The following is a 23240-nucleotide window of genomic DNA, read 5'->3' as shown; positions in this document are numbered from 1 at the left end:
CCCGGTCACCCCGACCGTCGCCGTACGCTTTCTGTCATGCGCCATGAGTGGCATCAGCTGAGCCATCCCGCGGTGGGCAGCCCGGGCCTGCAGACCAGCCGACCGACCATCGACTCCGCCGAGGACGCCGCGCTCGGTCTGGACCGATGGCGGGAGCTGCCCCGCGAGCAGGTTCCGCCGTGGTCCGACCCGGCCGCCGTGGCCGCGGTCTGCAAGGTCCTCGACACCGTGCCGTCGGTCGTCGCGCCCTACGAGGTGGACCAGCTCCGGCAGAAGCTCGCCCTGGTCTGCGAGGGCAAGGCGTTCCTGCTGCAGGGTGGTGACTGCGCCGAGACGTTCGTGGACAACACCGAGAGCCACCTGCTGGCCAACGCCCGCACCCTGCTCCAGATGGCGATCGTGCTCACCTACGGCGCGTCGCTGCCGGTGGTCAAGGTCGCCCGGGTCGCCGGGCAGTACACCAAGCCCCGCTCGCTGCCGACCGACGCGCGCGGGCTGCCCGCGTACCGCGGCGACATGATCAACTCGCTGGAGGCCGACCCGGCCGCCCGGGTCGCCGACCCGCAGCGCATGATCCGCGCGTACGCGAACTCGGCGGCCGCGATGAACATGCTCCGGGCGTACCTCGCCGGCGGGCTCGCCGACCTGCACGCCGTGCACGACTGGAACAAGGGCTTCGTGAAGAACTCCCCGGCGGGGGAGCGTTACGAGGCGATCGCCCGGGAGATCGACCGGGCGCTGGCCTTCATCCGGGCCTGCGGCATGACCGACGACGAGGCGCTGCGCACCGTCACGCTCTACTGCTCCCACGAGGCCCTGGCCCTGGAGTACGACCGGGCGCTCACCCGGGTCTCCGACCGTCGGGCGTACGGGCTGTCCGGGCACTTCCTCTGGATCGGCGAGCGCACCCGGCAGATCAGCGGGGCGCACATCGACTTCATCTCCCGGATCGCCAACCCGATCGGGGTCAAGCTCGGCCCGACCACCTCCCCGGACGAGGCGATCGAGTTGTGCGAGAAGCTCAACCCGGACAACATCCCCGGGCGGCTCACCCTGATCAGCCGGATGGGCAACCACCGGGTACGCGACGCGCTGCCGCCGATCGTCGCCAAGGTCACCGCCGCCGGGGCCAAGGTGGTCTGGCAGTGCGACCCGATGCACGGCAATACGCACGAATCGTCCAACGGCTACAAGACCCGGCACTTCGACCGCATCGTCGACGAGGTGCTCGGCTACTTCGAGGTGCACCGGGGGCTGGACACCCACCCCGGCGGCCTGCACGTCGAGTTGACCGGCGAGGACGTCACCGAGTGCCTCGGCGGCGCCCAGGGGATCGAGGATCTCGACCTGCCCGACCGGTACGAGACCGCCTGCGACCCGCGACTGAACACCCAGCAGTCGTTGGAGTTGGCCTTCCTCGTAGCGGAAATGCTGCGTGGCTGAGCTTGCGAGCCCGCAGCCGGCAAGTCAGAGGACGACCATGGTTGACGCGAGGGTGAGCGTGTCAGCCCGCAGTCGGCAGTTGAGAGGATGACAGTGCCTGATCTGTTCGTGGACCTGCGGTCCGACACGGTGACCCGACCCACCGCCGGGATGCGGGAGGCGATGGCCGCCGCTGAGGTCGGTGACGACGTCTACGGCGAGGACCCGAGCGTCAACGCGCTGGAGGCCGAGGTCGCCGCGTTGTTCGGGCACGAGGCGGCGCTGTTCGCCCCGAGTGGTTCGATGGCGAACCAGATCGCCCTGCAACTGCTGGTGTCGCCCGCCGAGGAGTTGCTCTGCGACGCCGACGCGCACGTGGTCACGTACGAGATCGGCGCCGCCGCCGCGTACGGCGGGATCTCCTCGCGGACCTGGCCCGCGGTGGGCGCGGACATCGACCCGGAGGTGGTGGCCGGGATGATCCGGCCGGACGGTTACTTCGCCGTTCCCACCCGCGCGATCGCCGTCGAGCAGACCCACAATCGGGGCGGCGGCGGGGTGATTCCGCTGGCGACCCTGCGGGATCTGCGCGGGGTCGCTGACGAGGCGGGCGTCGCGCTGCACTGTGACGGCGCCCGGATCTGGCACGCGCACGTCGCCGACCAGGTGCCGCTGATCGAGTACGGCCGGCTCTTCGACACGCTGTCGGTGTGCCTCTCCAAGGGCCTCGGCGCGCCGGTCGGTTCGCTGGTGGTGGGCAGCGCGGAGAAGATCGAGCGTGCCCGGCTGATCCGCAAGCGGATGGGCGGGGGCATGCGCCAGGCCGGCATTCTCGCCGCCGCCGGTCGGTACGCGCTCGCGCAGCACATCGACCGGTTGGCCGACGACCACGCGAAGGCGGCCCGGCTCGCCGAGGCCGTCGCGCCGTTCGGTGTGCTGGCCACCACGGTCCGTACCAACCTGGTCGCGCTGGACCTCACCAAGCACACCCTGGACGCCCGGGCCCTGGCCGCCGCGGCGCGGGCCGAGGGCGTACTGATCTCGGTGCTCGGCCCCCGTACCGCCCGCCTGGTCACCCACCTGGGCCTCAGTGACGCGGACATCGACCGCGCCCTGGCAGCCCTACCCCGCATCCTCGCCGCAGCCTGAACCCCACCCCACCCCGCCCACCCGCCCCCACCCGCCGTTCACCTCGGTGATCAAGAGGTTCGCGTCAGATTCCGGTCGCCGGGTGACGCAAACCTCTTGATCACCAAGGTGGGGGTCAGGGGTGGGACAGGCGGCTGAGGGTGGCGATGTCGGCGGCGTGGCCCACGTGCTTCTCGCTCGGGGTTTCCACGACGATCGGGACGCCAGCGGTCGCCGGGTGCGCCATCAGCTCGGCGAAGGCGGGCTCGCCGATGCTGCCCTTGCCGATGTTCTCGTGCCGATCCCGGGTGGAGCCGCACAGATCCTTCGAGTCGTTGGCGTGGACCAGCCGCAGCCGGTCCGCGCCGACAGTGGCCACCAGGGTGTCCAGGGTCGCCGTCATGCCGCCCTCGGCCGCCAGGTCGTGGCCGGCCGCCCAGGCGTGGCAGGTGTCGAAGCAGACCCCGAGCATGGGGTGCCCGTCCACCGCGTCCAGGTAGGGCCCGAGCTGCTCCACCCGGGAGGCCAGTGACCGGCCGCCGCCGGCGCTCGGCTCGACCAGCAACATCGGCCCGCCAGCGTCGGCAGCCCAGTCGAGCAGCGGCAGCAACACCTCGCGGACCTGTCGCATCGCCGCCTCGGCGTGCCCCTCGTCCACCGAACTGCCCGCGTGGAACACCACCCCCCGCGCGCCGATCGCCACGCCCCTGCGCAGCGCGTGCGCCAGCGTCTCGCCCGACTTCTCGACAGTTGCCGGGGTGGGCGAGCCGAGGTTGACCAGCAGCGCGGCGTGGATGAACGCGGGAATGCCCCGCTCGGCGCAACCGTCGCGGAACAGGGCGTCCTGCACCGGGTCGCCGTTGGGCAGTGCCCAGCCTCGCGAGTTGGAGACGTAGACCTGCACCACCTGCGCACCGGTCGCGTCGGCGTACGGCAGGGCAGCCTTCGCCAGCCCGCCCGAGGTCGGAGTGTGCGTGCCCACCGGCCGCGAGGAGACCGTCGGCATCAGAAGCACGTCAGTGTGACCGGGGTGCCGGGTGCCACCTGCGAATTTTCGCCCGGGAGCTGGAGCCGGACCACGGCGTTCGGGTTGATCGCCATCGTCACCGGGAAGCCCTGACCCTCCAACGCCTGCTTGGCCTGCTGGCATGGCAGGTCGATCACCCGCGGCATGGCGACCAGCGGTGGCCCCTTGCTGACGTCCAGCTTGACCTCGGTGCCCTTCTCCACGCCGGCGCCATCGGCCGGGCTCTGGCCGAGGATCTCGTCCCTCGGCTTGTCGGAGTCCTTGTAGGTCTCCTTCAGCACCAGGTTGAGCTGGGCCAGGGCCGTCCGGGCGTCGGTCAGGCTCTTGCCGACCAGGTTCGGCACCGTCACCGGCGCCCTGCCCCGGCTCAGGATGAGGGTGATCTTCGCACCTGGTTTGACCTCGGTGCCCACCTTGGGGGAGCTGTCCACCACGACCCCGGCCGGCAGGCTGTCGTCGTAACGGGGGGTGCCCTTGGCCACCACCAGCTTCACGTTGACCAGGTCCGCCTCGGCGAGCTCGAACTCCTTGCCGATCACGTCCGGTACGGGGAAACGCTCCGGGCCGAGGGAGAGGGTCAGGGTGATCGTGCCACCCTTGACGATCTTGGCAGCGGACGCCGGGCTCTGCTCCAGCACGCTGTCCTTCGGAGCTTTCTCGTCGAAGCGCGGCTCAGCGTACTTGACGAGAAGCCCGGTGCGGTCGGCCTGTGCCTGCGCCTCGGCCTTGCTCAGGCTCACCAGTTGCGGAGCGTCCGTGTAGCGGCCGACGCCGAACCACCAACCCCCGAGCGCGGCCACCAGGCCCAGCGTCACGACCACGGCCGCGACGGCCAGCCGGCCACGGGGGTTGCTCAGCACCGTGCTGCGCAGCGCGGCGAGCCGGGCGCCCAGGCCCTCCGCCGGCTCCGGGGCGGCCCGACGTCGCCCCGGCCCCTGGCTGCTGGCGCCCTCGGGCAGTCGTGCCCACGACGGGCGGTTGGGCGGCTGGACCGTCGCGACCATCATGGTCGGCTGGGAGAGCGACGGTGCGTCACTGACCGGGCGGAGTACGGCGGTGTGGCTGTTGGCGTCGCCCAGACGATCCCGGGCCACCTGCACCTCGGCCAACAACGCGCCGGCGTCTGCGGGCCGCGCTTCCGGATCACGCCGGGTGGCCCGCTGCACCAGGTCGTCGAGGACCGACGGCAGGCCCGGCACCAGCGTCGAGGGCGCCGGCACGTCCCGGTCGACGTGCTGCCAGGCGACGTCCACCGGGCGGTCCCCGTCGTACGGCACCCGGCCGGTGAGCATCTCGAACAGCACGATGCCGGCCGAGTAGACGTCGGTGCGCGGATCGGCGCGGCCCTCGGTGACCAGTTCCGGGGCGACGTACGCCACGGTGGCCATCAGCTGGTTGCCCTGCTCCTCGTCGGCGCTCGCCTCGACCGCCCGGGCCAGCCCGAAGTCGGCCACCTTCACGACGCTGTCGACCAGGTTGGCGACGCCACCGGTCGGCGCCTCCGCGACCAGCACGTTCTCCGGTTTGACGTCGCGGTGCACGAGACCGGCCCGGTGCGCGGCGGCGATCGCCGCGAGCATCTGCTCGGCGATGGCCAGCGCCTCGTCCGGGTTGAGCCGGCGTCGCTCGGCCAGCACGTCACGCAGCGTGCGGCCACGGACGTACTCCATCACCAGGTACGGCAGGCCGGCGTGCGTGCCCTGGTCGTAGACCGCCACCACGTTCGGGTGGGTCAGCCGGGCGATGGTCTTCGCCTCGTCGGTGAACCGGGCCACGAAGTTGGCGATCCGGGCCCGTGCCTCGCTCGCCTGGGTCGGGTGAATGATCTTGACAGCGACGGTGCGCTCTAGGCGTTCGTCGGTGGCGGTGTACACGGTCGCCATGCCACCACGGGCCACGCGACCGCGGATGCGGTAGCGCCCGTCGATCAGCGAGCCCAGCAACGTGTCGGCGACCTGAGTGTCCATCGGCAGGCAGTCTATGTGTCCAGGGGGTGAAGGATGAACAGGATGCTACAGCGGTACGCCGAACCGGTCCGTCCCGCCGCGTTCCCGGCCCCTTGTTCGCTGGTCAGCGGCGATCAGGGAAGAGGACGCAGGTGGGCCTCCCGGGGTGCCGGTGGCTCGTCGCGGCGGCAACGTGGCAGGGTGGTCGGGTGACCGAACCCGTACCCGACCAGGCCGCGCCCGGCCTGGAGCTCGCCGGCCCCACCGACCCGGCCGACTGGTTGACCCTGCCCGACGTGGCCGAACGCCTCGACGTGTCGATCAGCAAGGTGCACCAGATGATCCGTGACCGGGAGTTGCTGGCGGTCCGCCGTGACGGCGTCCGCCGGATCCCAGCGGACCTGGTTGCCAACCAGACCGTGCTCAAGCACCTGCCCGGCGTGCTCAATCTGCTCGCCGACAACGGCTACGACGACGAGGCCGTCCTGCGCTGGCTCTACGAGCCGGACGACACCCTCCCCGGCGCCACCCCAGCCGCCGCCCTCTCCGGCGACCAGGCCCGCGAGGTGAAACGCCGAGCCCAAGCCCAAGGCTTCTAACCCCCTGTCCCCGCCCCCGGGGCCTCCCCCCTCCTCGCGTTGATCATGAGGTTGGCGGCGCGACACGCCGAGGCGAAACTCGCCAACCTCATGATCAACCCTGGGGGGTGGGGGGGTTAGTCGGATCGGCGGGTTGCGGCTATGGCCAGGTCTACCAGGGCTTGGCGGGCCTCGGTGTCGAGGTCGACGGCGGTCAGGGCGGCCAGGGCGGCGTCGGTGAGTGTCACGATCCGCTGTTCGGTGCGGGCCAGCGCCCCGCTTCCCGAGATCACCTCGCGGAGCCGGGCCACCCCGTGCTCGTCCAGCTCCGGGTCGCCGAGCCGGCCGAGCAGCAGCTCGCGGCCCGCGTCGTCGGTGGCCTCCACGGCCGCCGCCACCAGGTAGGTGCGCTTGCCCTCGCGTAGATCGTCACCGGCCGGTTTGCCGGTCAGCGTCGGGTCGCCGAAGACCCCCAGCACGTCGTCGCGGAGCTGGAACGCCTCGCCCAGCGGCAGCCCGTACGCCGAGTAGGCCGTCCGTACGTCCTCCGGCGCGTCGGCCAGCGCGGCGCCGAGCAGCATCGGACGCTCGACGGTGTACTTCGCGGACTTGTACCGGGCAACCTTGCTGGCCCGCTCCACCGAGGTGTCCCCGGTCACCTGTGTCAGCACGTCGAGGTACTGCCCGATGGTGACCTCGGTGCGCATCTCGTCGAAGACCGGCCGGGCCCGGGCCAACGACCACAGGTCCAGGCCGGCGGAGTGCAGCAGCTCGTCGGACCAGACCAGGCACAGATCACCGAGCAGGATGGCCGCGGCGTCGCCGAAACCGTCCGGGTCGCCGCCCCAGCCGGCCTCCCGGTGCCGGGTGGCGAACCGTCGGTGTACCGCGGGCTCGCCGCGACGGGTGTCGGAACGGTCCATCAGGTCGTCGTGGATCAGGGCGCTGGCCTGGACGAACTCCAGTGAGGCCAGGGCGGTCAGCACCTGGTCGCCGTCCAGCCCGCCGGCCCCCCGGAACCCCCAGTACGCGAACGCGGGGCGCAGCCGCTTGCCGCCGCCGAGCACGAACGCCTCGATCGCCTCGGCCACCGGACCCAGCGCGTCGTCCACGGCGGTGAGCCGGACCCGTTGGCCGGCCAGGAACTCGGTGAGAGCCTTGTCGACCCGCTGCCGCAGGCCGGCGCGGTCGACGGGGGACACGGGAGCAGCGTGGGTCACGCCCCGACGCTAGCCGGTCGTCCGTGCTCGTGCTTCACCGCCACGCGTAGTCCCGCCGGTGCGGCCGGGACCCGTCCGCCCGGCCGGTCGCGCGCCGGCCGCCGCGGCGCGGCCCGGCCCGGTGGCCCGTGCCGAGCCGGCCCGACGGGTGGCCGCGGCGGCCTCGGCGAGCACCACCAGCGGCACGTCCAGGACGACGGCGAGCCAGCCGAGCCAGAACCCGCCCGGCACGCGACGCTGTCGTTCCCACCGGGAAACCTCGTGCCGACTCAGCGTCGGCACCCCCGCGGCGGCACACAACTCGGCGGCGGCTCGCTGCTGGCTCCAGCCCCGGTCGAGTCGGCAGCGAGCCAGCAGCGGCCCGAGCTGCGCGGGACGCGGCGGTGCGGGCGGGATCATCTGTCCTCCTGGCGGGCGTCGGCGCGGCGCCGACCGGCCCGCCCGGAACGGGCGGGACCAGCGGCACCGCTCGGTTGCTGACCCCCGCGCGGGCCACCGGGCCGCCCCCGCCGCCCCTCCCGCACCACCCCTTCCTACCCCGGAGGTACGACGCCTTCCCGCCCGTCGGATCGGGAAGCGGGGGGGCCGGCCCGGCCGTCGGGGTGGGAAGGGCCTGGGTCCTGGTGCCATCGACCGCTAGAGTCGGGTCGTGGCGCTCGGTCTTCCCTCGACACTCCCCAATCCGCAGCCGGCGATCGGGGAGCTCATCCGTGAGCACCAGCCGACCTTCTCGTTCGAGTTCTTCCCGCCCAAGACCGAGGCGGGGGAGCAGCTGCTCTGGCAGGCCATCCGCGAGTTGGAGTCGCTGCGCCCGTCGTTCGTGTCGATCACGTACGGCGCCGGCGGCTCGACCCGGGACACCACCGTGGCGGTGACCGAGCGGATCGCCACCGAAACCACCCTGCTGCCGATGGCCCACCTCACCGCGGTCAACCACTCCGTCGCCGAGCTGCGGCACGTGGTCGGCCGGCTCGCCGGGGTGGGGGTGCGCAACGTGCTGGCCGTTCGTGGTGACCCCCCGGGCAACCCGGGCGGTGAGTGGATCCGTCACCCCGAGGGCGTGGACTACGCCGAGGACCTGGTCCGGCTGGTGCGCGACGCCGGTGACTTCAGCGTCGGCGTGGCGGCCTTCCCGTACAAGCACCCGCGCTCGCCCGACGTGGCCAGCGACACCGCCCAGTTCGTCCGCAAGTGTCGGGCCGGCGCGGAGTTCGCGGTCACCCAGATGTTCTTCGACGCCGACGACTACCTGCGACTACGTGACCGGGTGGCCGCTGCCGGCTGTGACACCCCGATCCTGGCCGGCGTGATGCCGGTGACCCAGTTCAGCACCATCGAGCGGTCCGTGCAGCTGTCCGGTGCGCCGTTTCCACCGGCGTTGGCGGCCCGCTTCGAACGCGTCGCCGACGACCCGGACGCCGTCCGCCGGCTCGGCATCGAGCAGGCCAGCGAGATGTGCCGCCGGCTGCTGGACGAGGGCGTGCCGGGAATCCACTTCATCACCCTCAACCGGTCCACCGCGACCCGCGAGGTCTGGCAGAACCTGAAGGCCGGCGCCCGCGTGTGAACGCCGCGTCTGCGACACCTGTTGCCCGGCACGACGGTTGATCCGTGGTGGGCACACAGCTGAACTGGGATCAGTACGCCACTGCGTGGGCGCGGTTGCACGGCGGGTTCGACCCTCGGGTCGCGGCGCCGGTGGTGCGCGCCTGGCTGCGATTCGCGTACCACGTCGGATATGTGCTGGGTCGACTGCGGGTCAGCCCCACCGCGGTCACCGTGGCCGGGGTGCTGCTCTGCTTCTGCGTACCGTTGCTGGTGGGCCGGCCGGGGGACGGGCCGTTCCTCGGCGCGCTGTTCGTGCTGCTCGCCGCCGTGGCGGACAGCGTGGACGGTGCGGTGGCGGTCGCCACCGGCCGCACCACCCGGCTCGGCTACGTCTACGACTCGGTTGCCGACCGGCTCGGTGAGGTGGCGTGGCTGCTGGCGTTCTGGCTGGTGGGCGCGCCGGGTGGGCTGGTCGTCGCGGGCGGCGCGCTGTCCTGGTTGCACGAGTACGTCCGGGCGAGGGCGGTCGCCGCCGGCATGCGGGAGATCGGCGCGGTGACCGTGGGCGAACGCCCCACCCGGGTCTCCGTGGCGCTGGCCGGCCTGCTGGTCGCCGGGCTGGCCGGGCTGATCGAGCCGGACCTGGCCGCCGGCACCATCACCATGGCGACCGCGGTCTGGGTGCTGCTGGCCGGTTTCGGCCTGGGGCAACTGCTCTCCAGCATCCGCCGCGCCCTGCTCGACGCGGACTGACCGGGCCAGTCCGACGTCAGGTCGAACAGGCGCCGGCTGAAACAGGCTCCCACCGGGACAGACACCGGCTGGAGCGGGCCGGGTCTACCAGGCGGGGCCGATCTCGTCGGCGACGATCTGCGCGGAGAGGGTCACCATCGGCAACCCGCCACCCGGGTGGGTGGAGCCACCCACCAGCCACAGCCCGTTCGCCGGGCCCCGGTTCGCCGGGCGGAGCAGCCCACCGGCGGTGCCGTAGATCGAGCCACCTGGCGCGCCGGTCGCCACGTCCAGGTCGGCCGGGGTGCGGACCTCGCGGAACAGCAGCCGGTCGCGCACGTCCACGCCGCGCCGTGCCAGCACGTCCAGGATCCGGTCGGCGTACGCGTCGGCCAGCCCCGGGCGTCGCCAGTCGACCGCACCCGCCGCGGTGCCCTGTCGGGCGGCGTTGACCAGCACGAACCACGCCTCGTGTCCGGCTGGGCGGACCATCGGGTCGTCGGCCACTGTGACGAACACGGCCGGGTCGGCCGCCGGCCGGGCCCGTACGCCGCGCCCGGGGTCACCGAAGACCGCGTCGAACTCGGCGTCGTAGTCGTCCGGGAAGAAGACGTTGTGGTGGGCCAGTCCGGTGCTGCCGGAGACGCCGAGCAGCAGCACGAAGCCGGCGAGGCTGCGGTCGGTCAGCGAGGCCAGCCGACGCGGGTGCGGCAGCAGGTCACGGTAGACGGTGAGCGCGTCCACGTTGGCCACCACCACGTCGGCGGGCACCGGGGTGCTGACGCCGGCGAGGCGTACCCCGTGCACCCGGCCGCCGGTGGCGTCGATCCGGGTGACAGTGGCGTCGGTCTGTACGACCACGCCGAGGTCCAGGCAGCGGGTCAGCAGCGCGTCGGCGAGCGTGCCCAGCCCACCGCGCAGGTACCAGCCGCCGAAGGCCAGCTCGGCGTAGGGGACCGCGACCAGCGCCGCCGGCGCCCGACGTGGGTCGGCGCCGGTGTAGGTGGCGTACCGGTCCAGCATCATCCGCAGCCGCGGGTCGGACAGGTGCCGGCGGCCCAGGCCGCGCAGACTGCGACCCGGGGCGATGGCGGACAGGTCGCCGACGCGCCAGGCCAGCGACGCGAGGTCGCGGGGAGAATCGACGGTACGACGCAGGATGTCCCGTGAGGAGGCCTGCCACACCCGCGCCGCTCGGCGCCACAGTCGCTGCCAGTCGGCTGCCGCCCGGTCACCGAACGCGGCCCCGATCCGGGCGGTGAACTCCGCCGGGTCGGCGCACGAGTCCAGGGTCGGGCCACCGTCGGGAAAGACGTGCCGGACGATCGGGTCCAGCGGAACGAGGTCCAGGTATTCGTCGAGCTTCGCCCCGGTCGCCTCGAACAGGTCGTGGAAGACGTCGGGCAGGGTGAGCAGGCTCGGCCCGGTGTCGAAGTGGAACGACCCGGCCGGGGTGTCGTGCACGTACCGGCCGAGCTTGCCGCCGACCGTGTCGGCCCGCTCGAAGACGGTCACCTGGTGCCCGGTAGCGGCCAGCCGGGCGGCGGTGGCGAGGCCACCCACCCCGGCGCCGACGACCACGATCCGCGCCATGCCGCGTCCTCCCTAGCTGACCGGGCGTCCCCGCCAGGTCAGGCGGCGTCGCTTTCGCAGATGGTACGACCGCAGGGTCAACCAACCGAGGACCACGACCGACACGGGGTGTGCGAGCGCGTCGGGCCACCACCGGCCACCGGTCGCGCGGGCGGTGAGCACCCGTCCGGCCACCCCGAGGACGTACGCGGCAAGGCCGACTGCGGCCACCCTCGGTGCGCCGGCCGCCGCACCCGTCAGCGCGATCAGCGGTGGTGCGGTGTAGAGCAGCAGCAGCGCCGCCACCACGGCCGCCGCCGCGCCCGGGTGCCCGAACGACGCCCAGAGCGACTTCGAGTACCCGTCGCGCAGTTGCGGCCAGTCGTCGTACATCAGGCAGGTGGCCAGCCGGGAGCCGTCGGCCAGGGCGATCCGCCCACCGGCCCGCTTGACCGCCCGGGCCAGCTCGACGTCCTCCAGGATCTTGTCGGCGACCGCGGCGTGCCCGCCGGCGGCGGTGTAGCCGGCCCGGTCCACCACCAGGAACTGCCCGCCCGCCGCGGCCAGTGACGGCCGCGACGAGCGCTCCATCGCGCGCAGCGGCAGGAAGGTCAGCCAGAGCCACTGCAACAGCGGCTGCACCAACCGGTCGCCGGCCGTCGCCACCACGATCCGGGGGTACGGCGACAGCAGCGTCGCCCGGGCGGCGCGCAACTCGGTGACGGCGGCGGCCACGGCGTGCGGGGCGAGCACCACGTCTGCGTCGACGAAGACCAGCGCTGTGGCGTCCGGGTCGGCCCGGGTGGCCAGTTGCCAGCAGGCGTGCGGCTTGCCCAGCCAGCCCGGCGGTGGGGCGACCCCGGTGAGCAGCGTGACCCGGGGGTCGTCGCCGGCCGCCGCGCGGACCACGTCGGCAGTGCCGTCGGTGGACCCGTCGTCGAGGACCACGACGCGCAGCCCGGGTACGCCGCGCTGGGCCAGCAGGGCGCGCAGGCAGGGCGTGACCCGGGTGGCCTCGTCGCGCAGCGGCAGCAGCACGGTGACCGGCTCGTCGACGTCGTCGGGCCGGTCGGTGGGTCGGCGCAGCCACCGGGTGGCGTTGAGCCAGGTGTGCCCGGTCAACGCGGCGACGGCGATGAGCAGGGCGAGCAGGACGGTCATCGGGTCGCGTCGACGCCGGGACGGTGTGGCTGGTGGGCCTCCCGACCGGAGTCACCGCCCCGGCGGGCACGCAGGAGGGTCACCGCCAGGGGTACGGCGGTCACCGACATGCCGGCGGCGCCCCAGAGCGCCGAGGCGGGCAGGTCGAGGAAGACGGCGTGGGCCAGGATGCTGGAGAAGTACGTCCACAGGTAGAGCGCGACCATCGGGTGGTCCCGCCGGTCGGTGTGCTCGGCGGCCGGCCCGGCCAGCGGGCGCAGCGCGCTCATCATCAGCACCGCGAAGAGCAGCCAGCCCAGGTAGTTGCTGACCGGGATGCCGGCCAGGCCGGGCAGGGCCGGGGTGGCGTCGCGCCAGACCCAGTAGCCCTCGGCCACCATCTGCGGGTCGAGGAAGAGGTCCCAGGCGGCCAGCCCCACGGTGGCCAGCGCGATCCGCCCCACCCATCGACCCGCCGTCGACCCGCTGCCGCCGGCCGCTGGTCCGCTGCCGCCGGCTGTCGCAGTGTCGCCGCCGGCCGTCGTGGCCCTGCCGCCGGTCAGTCGGACCGCTGCCAGCCAGGCCGGCCAGGCCATCCAGGTCCAGGCCAGCGGAATGATCAGCGGCACGCCGGCCAGCTTGGGGCCCAGCTCTCCGGAGTAGTCGTAGCTGCCGAACGGCACGCCGGTGGCCACCCCGATCGCCTCGATCGCGAACCCGCCGCCGGTGGCCACCGCGACCAGCGCCGCCGCCACCCGTGGGCCCCGGCTGAGCAGCGCGTGGCCGACCGAGAGCAGCCAACCGAGGACGACGGTGGCCACGGTGAGCCCGGCCCGGGTGGCGCCGGTGGTGAGCGGGTAGCAGATCTGGGCGAGCACCAGGACGGCGAGCAGCGTCCAGGAGATCCGCCGGGTCATGACGCCGGTGGCTCGAGCGGCAGATCCCGACCGAGTACGCCGAACGGTCGCTCGTCGCCGGGGAAGTGGAAGTCGCGCAACACGTCGACGAAGCCGAACCGTCGGTACAACCGCCAGGCCCGCGAGGTCTGCTCGTCGGCCTCCGGGGTGGACAGCAGCACGGTGTCGCCCTCCGCCATGCCGAGCAGCGCGCGTAGCTGACCGGCGCCCAGGCCGTGCCCCTGCGCCGGTGGCCGGACGTGCAGCTCGACCACCTCGAAGCAGTGGGTGAGCCAGCGCGTACGAGTCGGGGCGTCGAGCGCGCGGTGCACCTGGTCGTGCCACCACTGACCGGAGGCGCCCAGGTAGCCGTAGCCGAAGCCGGCGAGGTGCCCCTCGCTGGTCAGGCTGGCGACCGCCCGGAAACCCGGCCGGCGGACGTGGGTGGCGATGTAACCGCGCCGGGCCTCCAGCAGGTCGGTGCGGTATCCCATCGCCTCGCCGTAGACGGCCACCACGTCGTCCAGCCGCCGGACGAGATCGTCCGGCGTCCAGCGCACCAACCTCATGCCCGTCCACCCTTCACCGTTTCCGGGCCGCCGTCGACGACCCATCCGAGCACCGACCGGTCGCCGACCACGTCGCGCACCTCGAACCGGGCGAACAGCTCCTCGGCGTACCAGCCCGCAGTGGGGGTTCGCATGATCGCCGCCCGATGCTCCGGGTGACGGTACGCGAACGCCACCAGGTCCGTCGGGTCGCGCCACACGCTCACCGTGCCCTGCCAACCCAACGGGGCCTCTCCGACCCCGAACCGGGCCAGCAGTCCGGGCGCGTCGCGCAGGGCGGCGGCCACCGGCGGGATCGCCCGCCAGAAGGTGGCCGCCCGGCGGGCCCGCAGCCGGGCCCGGGTCAGTGCCAGCACCGGGCCGGTGACCCTACCGCCCGACGGGTCGCCGAACGGCCGCTGGCCGGACCACTCGCCCCGGCTGGTCAGCGGGCGTAGGTCGATTCGCGCCTGGGCGTGGGCGATGCGCGCCCAGGCCCGCGCGACCGGCGAGTCGTCGAAGCCTCCCGCCGCGGCGGGAGAGTCCCAGACGGTCAGCGCCGCCCACCGGGTCAGGTCGGCGTCCCGTGGCCCGAAGTCGGTGCCGGTCCCGGTGCCCAGCAGCTTGCCGAACCGAACGCCGGGAAGGGCCCGCAACCGGCGCGGGTCCACCGCCATCCGGGTCAGCGCCCGGGGTAGCGCGCCGTGGGAGGTCCGCCACACGTGCAGCGTGACCAGCTCCGGGGCCACGCCGGCGTCGCTGCTGGGACTGCTGGTGCGCTCGCTTCGCTCGCTCACGCCACCTCGGCCGGGGTGCCGGCGGTGACCCGCAACAGCTCGGGGTAGGTGGTCGGGAAGACCGCCTGGGGTACGCCACCCGCGGCCCAGATCTCCGGGTACGCCGCCAGCGCCGTGTCCACCAGGGTGCGCAGCGGGTGCGGGTGCCCGAGTGGGGCGACCCCGCCGATCGGCTGCCCGGTGTGGGCCCGGACGAACTCCGGGGTGGCCCGGCGCAGTCGGGTGACGCCGAGCGATGCCGCCAGGCCGGCGGTGTCGACCCGGTGCGCGCCGGAGGTGAGGACGAGCAGCGGTGTGTCGTCCGCGTCGAAGATCAGTGAGTTGGCGATCTGGCCGACCTCGACGTCGAGCGCCTCGGCGGCCGCCGCGGCGGTGTGCACCGCGTCGGGCAGCAGACGGACCATGCTGGGCTCACCGGCGCCGTCGAGCGTGCCGGCGGCGGTGAGCGCGTCCTGCACCGCCCGTACGTTCGGGTGTGGCTGCATCCCGCCATTCTTCCCGGTCCGCCGGTGGCCGGTTCAGCCGGCCGGCACGCTCGGCGCGTCACACGTTGCATTTTCGTCGGAGGGGAGGTGTACTGTCAGCAGCAGTTAGAACGAGTGTTCGATTGCCTCGAACGCCCGTTCCAACCAGCCGGAGCGCGGCGTTTCGCGGCGCCACCTCCGGGCGGTGCGGCTCCGCGGGCCGCACCTGGGTTTCCGGGCAGTCGCGAGCCTGGTCCCAACAGGCAGGAGCGTTGCCCGCCGCCCACGACCCCCGGGCGGCGGGCAACGCACCCGCCGGTCCGCCGGCCGGGTGTGGTGTGGGGAAGCATCCACACCCGGCCGGCCACACCCGGTGCGTCTTCCTCCGCACCACCCCGACCTCGGCGTCTCGTCGGCGGCATCAGCCGCCGCAGTGACGTCTCGGCCACGTGGAGGAGAGACATCCATGCCGACCAACCCGGCTCAGGCACCGACGGTGCCGGCGCACGTGCTGCCGCACCGCACCCCCGCCCAGCTCCTCACGTTGGCCCGCCGTGGGCTGGTCGAGGCCGGCCAGACCCGACCTGACGGTCTGCGCTACGCGGCTGCCCACCTGGCCGCCCTGCGCGCGGCGGCGGCCCTGCTCGCCGCCCGAGCCCGACCCGCGCCGAGTCGACGCAACCGGATCACCAGCGTCTGGGTCCTCCTCTGCGCCGTCGCTCCGGAGCTCGACGAGTGGTCCCGGTTCTTCGCTGCGGGGGCCAGCAAGCGCGCCGCCGCCGAGGCCGGCATCCCCCGGGTGGTCAGCGCCCGGGAGGCCGACGACCTGCTCCGCGCTGCCGAACAGTTCGTCACGGTGGTGGAAACCGCGCTCGGCGTGGCCCACCAACCGGCCCTGGACGGCCTCGCCGCCTGATCCCGCCGTGCCACCGGCCGCCCCGCGGGGGGAGCCGGGCGGCCGGTGGCACGGCGTGCCGGTCCTGATCTGATCCACAGCAACGACGGGGGAGTTGGTCCAATGGCGGGCCGCATGGTGGTCGGTTCCGCCGCGCTGGCCGATCTGGTGCGCCCGGCGAGCGCACCCGACCCGGTCGGTGGCCACCGCGTGCTGCCGGTGGTGCCCGAGCTGACCGGTCTGCTGCCCAACCGGGGCCTGCGCCGGGGCAGCACCATAGCGGTCGCCGCCGGCCAACCCCGCCGCAGCGGTGGCACCTCGCTGATGCTGGCACTGCTCGCCGAGGCGTCCCGGGCCGGCTCGTGGTGCGCAGTGGTCGGGGTGCCGACGTTCGGCGCGGGCGCGGCGGCTGAGCTGGGCATCGCCCTGGACCGGCTGGCCCTGGTGCCGAACCCCGGCCCCGAGTGGGCCACAGTGGTCGCCGCGCTGATCGACGGGGTGGACGTCGTGGTCACCACAGTGCCGGCCTCGGTCTCCGCCTCGGTCGCCACCCGGTTGGCCGCCCGGGCCCGGCAGCGCGGCAGTGTGCTCGTCCCGTACGGCCGGTGGGACGGCGCGGACGTGACACTGCAGGTGGTCCGGGGAGTCTGGGAGGGGCTCGGCCTGGGGCGGGGGCGGTTGCGCCGCCGGGAGATCACCGTCTCGGCGCGCGGGCGCGGGGCGGCCGCCCGGCCCAAGGAGATCAAGGTCTGGCTCCCGGGTGACGAGCTGACCCGGGTGATCCCTCGTACGCTGCCGTCACCCGTGGGTCGATCGGCCGTGCCACTCGCCCTGGTCGGTCGGGGGTGACCGGCGCGCCGGCACGCACGCTGCTGCTGTGGTGCCCGGACTGGCCGGTGCTCGCCGCCGAGATCGTCGACGGGGTGCCGGCGACCGGCCCGGTCGCCGTGCTGCACGCCAACCGGGTGGTCGCCTGCTCCGAGCGGGCCCGCGCCGAGGGGGTGCGTCGGGGGCTGCGCAAGCGGGAGGCGCAGGGGCGCTGCCCCCAGCTCACCGTCGTGGAGTACGACCCCGGCCGGGACGCCCGGGCGTTCGAGCCGGTGGTCGCGGCGGTGGAGGAGCTGGTCGCCGGGGTCGAGGTGGTCCGTCCGGGCGCCTGCGCGGTGGCCGCCCGGGGGCCGGGCCGTTACCTCGGCGGCGAGGAGGCGGCCGCCGAGCGGATCATCGAGCATGTGGCGCAGTCGTGCCTGGTGGAGAGCCAGGTCGGCATCGCCGACGGGGTGTTCGCGGCCGGGTTGGCCGCTCGCGCTGGCCGGGTGGTAGCACCGGGCGGGACACCGGAGTTCCTGGCCGGGTTGCCGGTCGAGGCGCTCGGCCGGTCGGCGCTGGCCGACCTGCTGCGCCGGCTGGGGGTGCGCACCCTCGGCGACTTCGCCGCACTGCCGGCCGGTGACGTGCTGGCCCGGTTCGGGTTCGACGGTGCGCTGGCCCACCGGCTCGCCGCCGGGCGGGACCACCGCCCACTCGCCGTCCGGCAGCCGCCGGCCGACCTGACGGTGACCGCGGAGCACGACGAGCCGATCGACCGGGTCGACGCGGCGGCGTTCGTGGCCCGGGCGCTGGCTGAGCAGCTGCACGAACGGCTGGCCGGGCACGGGCTGGCCTGCACCCGGCTCGGCATCGAGGCGGTCACCGAGCACGGGCAGGAGCTGCACCGGGTGTGGCGGCACGATGGCCTGCTCACCGCCGCGGCCATCGCCGACCGGGTGCGCTGGCAGCTCGACGGGTGGCTCTCCGGCAGCAACGGCCGCACCGGCGCCCGACCGGCCCGACCGACGGCCGGCATCATCCGGCTGCGACTGATCCCGGACGGGGTGATCGCCCAGGCCGGTCTACAGGCCGGTCTCTGGGGGGAGACCGGCGAGGAGCGGGAACGCGCGCACCGGGCGTTGAGCCGGGTGCAGGGCATCCTCGGCCCGGAAGCGGTGGTCACCGCGGTGCTCGGTGGCGGGCGCTCCCCGGCCGACCAGGTGCGGCTGGTGCCGTGGGGCGACGAACGCGTTCCCGCCCGTCCTGGCCCGCCGGCCGATGCCGGAGCCGACCCGGCCACCGGGCGGGGTGGAGGCGGGGCTCCGCCGTGGCCGGGCCGGCTGCCGGCGCCCGCGCCGGCGGTGGTGCTGCCCAGTCCGCTCGCGGCGACTGTGCACGACGCCGCCGGTGAGCCGGTGGTGATCAGCGCGCGGTTGGCGGTGAGCGCCCCACCGGCCCGGCTGGTGGTCGGCACCGGCCAGCCGGCGGAGATCGTGGGCTGGGCCGGCCCGTGGCCGGTGGACGAGCGGTGGTGGGCGCCGGTCGAGGCCCGCCGCCGGGCCCGGTTCCAGGTCAGCCTGGCCGACGGTGCCGCCCTGCTGCTGGCCGTGGAGGCCGGGCAGTGGTTGGTGGAGGCGATCTATGACTGAGCCGGTGCTCACCAGGTCGGAGGCGGATGCTCGATGAGCTTCCACAACCCGAAGATGCCCTGGTCGGAGCTGGAGCGGGTGCTCTCCGGGCGGGCCAGCGGCGGCTCCGGCCGGTCGGGCGGCGGGCGGTCGCGTGAGGAGCGGCACCTGCACGTGGTGGACCCGCTCGCCGTGGACGCCGATGGCGGCGACTCCCCGGCCTGGAGCCGCCGTCGCGAGCAGTACCAGCCACCGGAGCTGACCCGCCCCGACGGCGTGGTGCCCTACGCGGAGCTGCACGCGCACACCAACTTCAGCTTCCTCGACGGCGCCAGCCACCCGGAGGAGCTGGCCGAGGAGGCGGCCCGGCTGGGGCTCACCGCACTCGCCGTCACCGACCACGACGGCTTCTACGGGGTGGTCCGCTTCGCCGAGGCGGCTCGTACGCTGGGCCTGCCGACCATCTTCGGCGCGGAGCTGTCCCTCGGCCTGCCCGGCCCGCAGAACGGTGAGCCCGACCCGCACGGCGCGCACCTACTGGTGCTCGCGCACGGCCACGAGGGGTACGCCCGGCTGGCCACCACCATCGCCCGCGCCCAGCTACGCGGCGGGGAGAAGGGCCGCCCGGATTACGGGGACCTGGAGGAGGTCGCCGCCGAGCTGCGTGACCATGTGCTGGTGCTGACCGGCTGCCGCAAGGGGCACGTGCCGGGGGCGCTGCTCACCGAGGGGGTGGACGCGGCGGCCCGCGAGTTGGACCGGCTGACCGCGCTCTTCGGCGCGGAGACGGTGGCCGTGGAGCTGACCGACCACGGCCATCCCATCGACGCCGACCGTAACGACGCGCTCGCCGAGCTGGCCGCCGCGGCCGGGTTGCCGACGGTGGCCAGCAACAACGTGCACTACGCCAGCCCTGGCCGGCGTCGACTGGCCACCACCGTCGCCGCGGTCCGGGCCCGACGCAGCCTGGACGAGATCGACGGCTGGTTGCCGGCGGCTGCCACCGCCCACCTGCGCAGCGGCGCGGAGATGGCGGCCCGGTTCGCCGCGTACCCGGGTGCGGTGGCGCGGGCCGCCGAGTTCGGCGCCGAGTTGGCCTTCGACCTCCAACTCGTCGCGCCGCAGCTACCGGCGTACCCGGTGCCGCCGGGGCACACCGAGATGAGCTGGCTGCGGAAGCTGACCGCTGACGGGGCGCACGAGCGCTACGGGCCGCCGCAGGCGCACCCGACGGCGTACGCGCAACTCGACCACGAACTGAACATGATCGAGGAGCTGGGTTTCCCCGGCTACTTCCTGGTGGTCTACGACATCGTCACGTTCTGCCGTGACCAGGACATCTACTGCCAGGGTCGGGGTTCGGCGGCCAACTCGGCGGTCTGCTACGCGTTGCGGATCACCAATGTGGACGCGGTCCGGCACCAACTGCTCTTCGAGCGGTTCCTCGCCCCGGAACGGGACGGCCCACCCGACATCGACGTGGACATCGAGTCCGACCGCCGGGAGGAGGTGATCCAGCACGTCTACACCCGTTACGGCCGGGAGCACGCCGCCCAGGTCGCCAACGTCATCTCCTACCGGCCCCGGTCGGCAGTGCGGGACGTGGCCAAGGCCTTCGGCTACTCGCCGGGGCAGCAGGACGCCTGGAGCAAGCAGATCGACAGGTGGGGCTCGGTCGCCACGGTCGATGTCGAAAACATCCCCGAGCAGGTGGTGGAGTACGCCAACGAGCTGCAGACGTTCCCGCGGCACCTGGGCATTCACTCCGGCGGCATGGTGATCTGCGACCGGCCGGTGATCGAGGTCTGCCCGGTGGAGTGGGGGCGGATGCCCGGGCGCAGCGTCCTGCAATGGGACAAGGACGACTGCGCCGCGGTGGGCCTGGTCAAGTTCGACCTGCTCGGCTTGGGCATGCTCTCCGCCCTGCACTACGGCTACGACATGATCGGGTCCCGGCTCGACCTGGGCGACATGACCCTGGACGACCCGGAGGTCTACGACATGCTCTGTCGGGCCGACTCGGTCGGGGTGTTCCAGGTGGAGAGCCGGGCCCAGATGGCCACCCTGCCCCGGCTCAAGCCCCGCGAGTTCTACGACCTCGTGGTCGAGGTGGCGCTGATCCGCCCCGGCCCGATCCAGGGCGGTTCGGTGCACCCGTTCATCCGCCGCAAGAACGGCCAGGAGCCGGTGACCTTCGCGCACCCGTTGATGCGCAACGCCCTGGAGAAGACCCTGGGTGTGCCGTTGTTCCAGGAACAGCTGATGCAGCTCGCCATCGACCTGGCCGGCTTCGACGCGGCCGAGGCCGACCAGTTGCGCCGGGCGATGGGCGCCAAACGGTCGGTCGAACGGATGACCCGGATCGCCGACCGGCTCTACGCCGGGATGGCCGAGCGGGGCATCACCGGTGAGCTGGCCGACGACGTCTACCGCAAGCTCACCGCGTTCGCCAGCTACGGCTTCCCGGAGAGCCACGCGATGAGCTTCGCCTACCTGGTCTACGCCAGTTCCTGGCTCAAGCGTTACCACCCGGCGCCGTTCCTGGCCGCGCTGCTCAACGCCCAGCCGATGGGTTTCTACTCGCCGCAGACCCTGGTCGACGACGCCCGCCGGCACGGGGTGGAGGTCCGTCGTCCGGACATCAACGCCAGCGGGGCACTGGCGGTGCTGGAGTCGACCCCGGAGACCCGGTGGGGCAGCGGGCCGGGGGAGCCGCCGCACGCCTGGGGGCTGGGCGGCCCTGCCGTCCGGCTCGGCCTGTCCAGTGTGCGGACCCTCGGTGCCGACGTGGCCGAACGGATCGAGGCCGAACGGGTCGCCGGTGGGCCGTACCGGGACATGCCGGATGTGGCCCGGCGGCTCGGTCTCACCGCCGCGCAGTTGGAGGCGTTGGCCACCGCGGACGCCTTCGCCTGTTTCGGGCTGACCCGGCGGCAGGCGCTGTGGGCCGCCGGTGCGGCGGCCCAGGACCGGCCGGGTCGGCTGCCCGGCACGGTGACCGGAGCGGCGGCGCCCACGCTGCCCGGGATGGAGGCGGTGGACCGGCTGGTCGCCGACGTGTGGGCCACCGGATTGTCGCCGGAGAGCCACCCCGCCCGGTTCATCCGCGGTCAGCTCGACGTGCTCGGCGCGGTGCCGATCGCCCGGCTCGGTCGGGTGGAGCCGGGGCAGCGGATCCGGGTCGGTGGCATCGTCACCCATCGGCAACGCCCGGCGACCGCGGGCGGGGTCACCTTCCTCAACCTGGAGGACGAGACGGGGATGCTCAACGTCACCTGTTCGCCCGGGTTGTGGCAGCGCTACCGGCGGGTGGCGCGGACCAGCGCCGCGCTGGTGGTCCGGGGGCGGTTGCAGCGGCACGAGGGGGTGACCAACCTGGTCGCCGACCGGCTGGACGCCATTGAGCCGCCGGTCAGCCCCGCGTCCCGTGACTTTCGCTAATCGTCGGATTCCCACGTTTGAACCCCACCGTTCGAGGAGAAGTGCAGGTCGCGGGCAAGGTAGCCCGGATCTGTTCGGGAGGGCCTCATGTCAGGGAAGCTGCGGACGACCGCGTTCGCCGGGGTACTCACCCTGGCACTCGCCGGCTGTGGAGGAGTCGGTGGCGGCGGTAACGACGAGGGGGGCGGGGGCACCGCCACCAAGGGTGCGCTCAGCACCATGGGTTTCGGCTTCTCCGACGAGATCGCCACCACCCGCATCGAGGCGTTCAAGCGGGACAACCCGGACGTCGAGCTGAAGGTCACCGAGGGCGCGTTCGACGAGCAGCAGTTCCTCTCCGCGGTCGCCTCCGGAAATCCGCCGGACCTGGTCTACATGGACCGCAAGCTGATCGGCACGTACGCCAAGCGGGGCGCCATCCAGCCGCTGACCCAGTGCGTCGACAAGCAGGACATCGACCTGGGGCAGTACCGCCCGGCCGCCCGTGAGCAGGTCACCCTGGACGGCACCGTCTACGGCATCCCGGAGTTCTCCACCGTCCGGGTGGTCTACCTCAACGAGGGGCTGCTCAAGAAGGCCGGACTCACCGCCGACCAGGTCAACCTGGCCGACTGGGCCGCGTTGCCCGCGCTCAACGCCAAGCTGGCCTCGGTCTCCGGTGGTCGGCTCGGCCGGATCGGCATCGACCCGAAGATCCCCGAGTTCCTGCCGATGTGGGCCAAGGCCAACGGCGTCGACATGCTCTCCGCCGACGGTCGCGCCGCCAAGCTGGACGATCCCAAGGTCATCGAGGCGTTGACCACCGGGGTCAACCTGATTCAGCAGCAGGGTGGTTGGGGCGCCTTCAAGTCGTTCCGGGACACCTTCGACTTCTTCGGCGCCCAGAACCCGCTGTCCAAGAACCAGATCGTGGCGTGGCCCATGGAGGAGTGGTTCCTCAACCAGGCCGCCAAGAACTCCCCGAACGTCGAGTTGGTGGTCAAGCCGTTCGTGGACCGGCAGGGCAAGCCGCTGACCCAGTCCGCCGGGCAGGCCTGGGTGATCACCAAGGGCGCGAAGAACCCGGACGCGGCGTGCGCGTTCGTCAAGAAGATGACCGCCACCGACACCTGGCTGGCCGCCGCGAAGGCCCGGGTGGATGCTCGCAAGGCCGCCGGCCAGCCGTTCACCGGCGTCTACACCGCCAACGCCGAGGCCGACAAGAAGATCTTCGACGAGCTGTACCAGCCGACCGGCAACAAGCGTTTCGACGACGCGGTGGCGACCATCCGTTCGGTGCAGGACGCCGCGTTCGCGCTGCCCGCCTCGCCGGCCGGCGCCGAGTTCGACAAGGCGTACTACGACGCGGTGAACCGGGTCCTGGCCGGCCAGGAACAGCCGGCGCAGGCGTTGCAGCGAGCCCAGCGGGAGGCCACCTCGGCGCTCGACAAGGCCGCGAAGTAGCCCCC

General features: G+C 73.4%; 20 protein-coding genes. 10 read left to right on the top strand and 10 right to left on the bottom strand.

Annotation, left to right across the window (positions count from 1 at the left end; translation table 11 throughout):
* Positions 1–36 precede the first annotated feature (36 nt).
* Positions 37–1443 (top strand): class II 3-deoxy-7-phosphoheptulonate synthase, encoded by a 1407-nt coding sequence (locus ABTW72_RS21520; RefSeq protein ID WP_091407607.1) that lies wholly within the window; start codon positions 37–39, stop codon positions 1441–1443.
* Positions 1444–1530: 87 nt separating this feature from the next.
* Positions 1531–2571 carry a threonine aldolase family protein gene (locus ABTW72_RS21515; protein ID WP_373861035.1) on the top strand — a complete coding sequence of 347 codons (1041 nt, stop codon included), beginning with the start codon at positions 1531–1533 and terminating at the stop codon, positions 2569–2571.
* 115 nt (positions 2572–2686) lie between these two features.
* Here the strand turns inward: ABTW72_RS21515 and ABTW72_RS21510 are convergent, their stop codons facing one another.
* Together ABTW72_RS21510 and pknB are read right to left on the bottom strand one after the other, a co-directional pair.
* On the bottom strand, positions 2687–3556 hold the full coding sequence (locus tag ABTW72_RS21510) for a deoxyribonuclease IV (protein WP_350861263.1): 870 nt from the start codon (positions 3554–3556) through the stop codon (positions 2687–2689).
* Positions 3556–5544, bottom strand: a complete 1989-nt coding sequence (pknB, locus tag ABTW72_RS21505; RefSeq protein ID WP_350861261.1) for a Stk1 family PASTA domain-containing Ser/Thr kinase — start codon at positions 5542–5544, stop codon at positions 3556–3558. The genes ABTW72_RS21510 and pknB overlap by 1 nt, the downstream gene beginning before the upstream one ends.
* A 188-nt stretch (positions 5545–5732) precedes the next feature.
* Here pknB and ABTW72_RS21500 point away from each other — a divergent pair, with 188 nt between their 5' ends.
* Positions 5733–6122 (top strand): Rv2175c family DNA-binding protein, encoded by a 390-nt coding sequence (locus ABTW72_RS21500; RefSeq protein ID WP_091408069.1) that lies wholly within the window; start codon positions 5733–5735, stop codon positions 6120–6122.
* A gap of 116 nt (positions 6123–6238) precedes the next feature.
* Here ABTW72_RS21500 and ABTW72_RS21495 read toward each other — a convergent pair whose 3' ends face one another.
* Entirely contained in the window at positions 6239–7321 is a 1083-nt protein-coding gene (locus ABTW72_RS21495; protein ID WP_350861259.1) for a polyprenyl synthetase family protein, read from the bottom strand.
* Positions 7322–7330: 9 nt separating this feature from the next.
* Positions 7331–7720 (bottom strand): helix-turn-helix domain-containing protein, encoded by a 390-nt coding sequence (locus ABTW72_RS21490; RefSeq protein ID WP_350861257.1) that lies wholly within the window; start codon positions 7718–7720, stop codon positions 7331–7333.
* A 250-nt stretch (positions 7721–7970) separates the two neighbouring features.
* Between ABTW72_RS21490 and metF the strand changes: the two genes are divergently transcribed.
* Positions 7971–8888 carry a methylenetetrahydrofolate reductase [NAD(P)H] gene (gene metF / locus ABTW72_RS21485; protein ID WP_112623915.1) on the top strand — a complete coding sequence of 306 codons (918 nt, stop codon included), beginning with the start codon at positions 7971–7973 and terminating at the stop codon, positions 8886–8888.
* Positions 8889–8932: 44 nt separating this feature from the next.
* A complete protein-coding gene (locus ABTW72_RS21480; RefSeq protein WP_112582773.1) occupies positions 8933–9622 on the top strand; it encodes a CDP-alcohol phosphatidyltransferase family protein in 690 nt (229 codons plus the stop codon).
* An 84-nt stretch (positions 9623–9706) separates the two neighbouring features.
* Here the strand turns inward: ABTW72_RS21480 and ABTW72_RS21475 are convergent, their stop codons facing one another.
* Genes ABTW72_RS21475 through ABTW72_RS21450 form a run of 6 tightly spaced genes read right to left on the bottom strand, consistent with a single transcriptional unit; the run spans position 9707 to position 15039 of the window.
* Positions 9707–11194 (bottom strand): phytoene desaturase family protein, encoded by a 1488-nt coding sequence (locus tag ABTW72_RS21475; protein ID WP_350861255.1) that lies wholly within the window; start codon positions 11192–11194, stop codon positions 9707–9709.
* Between the two features lie 12 nt (positions 11195–11206).
* Positions 11207–12334, bottom strand: coding sequence for a glycosyltransferase family 2 protein (locus ABTW72_RS21470; RefSeq protein ID WP_350861253.1), 1128 nt, complete (start codon positions 12332–12334; stop codon positions 11207–11209).
* A complete protein-coding gene (locus ABTW72_RS21465) occupies positions 12331–13230 on the bottom strand; it encodes a carotenoid biosynthesis protein (RefSeq protein ID WP_350861251.1) in 900 nt (299 codons plus the stop codon). Before ABTW72_RS21465 ends, ABTW72_RS21470 begins: the two co-directional genes overlap by 4 nt.
* Positions 13227–13778 carry a GNAT family N-acetyltransferase gene (locus tag ABTW72_RS21460; RefSeq protein WP_091407634.1) on the bottom strand — a complete coding sequence of 184 codons (552 nt, stop codon included), beginning with the start codon at positions 13776–13778 and terminating at the stop codon, positions 13227–13229. Before ABTW72_RS21460 ends, ABTW72_RS21465 begins: the two co-directional genes overlap by 4 nt.
* Positions 13775–14506: a monooxygenase gene (locus ABTW72_RS21455; RefSeq protein ID WP_350861394.1), complete on the bottom strand. Its 732-nt coding sequence runs from the start codon at positions 14504–14506 to the stop codon at positions 13775–13777. Before ABTW72_RS21455 ends, ABTW72_RS21460 begins: the two co-directional genes overlap by 4 nt.
* 44 nt (positions 14507–14550) lie before the next feature.
* On the bottom strand, positions 14551–15039 hold the full coding sequence (locus tag ABTW72_RS21450) for a YbaK/EbsC family protein (protein ID WP_350861249.1): 489 nt from the start codon (positions 15037–15039) through the stop codon (positions 14551–14553).
* Positions 15040–15484: 445 nt separating this feature from the next.
* Here ABTW72_RS21450 and ABTW72_RS21445 point away from each other — a divergent pair, with 445 nt between their 5' ends.
* The 5 genes from ABTW72_RS21445 (at position 15485) to ABTW72_RS21425 (ending at position 23235) form a co-directional block, all read left to right on the top strand.
* Positions 15485–15934 (top strand): SAV_6107 family HEPN domain-containing protein, encoded by a 450-nt coding sequence (locus ABTW72_RS21445; RefSeq protein ID WP_007463070.1) that lies wholly within the window; start codon positions 15485–15487, stop codon positions 15932–15934.
* Positions 15935–16036: 102 nt separating this feature from the next.
* Positions 16037–16762 carry a DnaE2-dependent mutagenesis accessory factor ImuA' gene (gene imuA', locus ABTW72_RS21440; protein ID WP_112668563.1) on the top strand — a complete coding sequence of 242 codons (726 nt, stop codon included), beginning with the start codon at positions 16037–16039 and terminating at the stop codon, positions 16760–16762.
* Positions 16759–18372, top strand: coding sequence for a DNA polymerase Y family protein (locus ABTW72_RS21435; RefSeq protein ID WP_350861246.1), 1614 nt, complete (start codon positions 16759–16761; stop codon positions 18370–18372). Before imuA' ends, ABTW72_RS21435 begins: the two co-directional genes overlap by 4 nt.
* Before the next feature lie 33 nt (positions 18373–18405).
* Positions 18406–21792, top strand: coding sequence for an error-prone DNA polymerase (locus tag ABTW72_RS21430; protein ID WP_112623474.1), 3387 nt, complete (start codon positions 18406–18408; stop codon positions 21790–21792).
* A gap of 87 nt (positions 21793–21879) precedes the next feature.
* Positions 21880–23235 carry an extracellular solute-binding protein gene (locus tag ABTW72_RS21425; RefSeq protein WP_350861244.1) on the top strand — a complete coding sequence of 452 codons (1356 nt, stop codon included), beginning with the start codon at positions 21880–21882 and terminating at the stop codon, positions 23233–23235.
* The last annotated feature ends 5 nt before the right edge of the window (positions 23236–23240 follow it).

The sequence above is a fragment of the Micromonospora sp. NPDC127501 genome, from assembly GCF_040302185.1.
Taxonomy (GTDB): Bacteria; Actinomycetota; Actinomycetes; order Mycobacteriales; family Micromonosporaceae; genus Micromonospora.
This window is presented reverse-complemented; position numbering and strand designations above follow the sequence as displayed.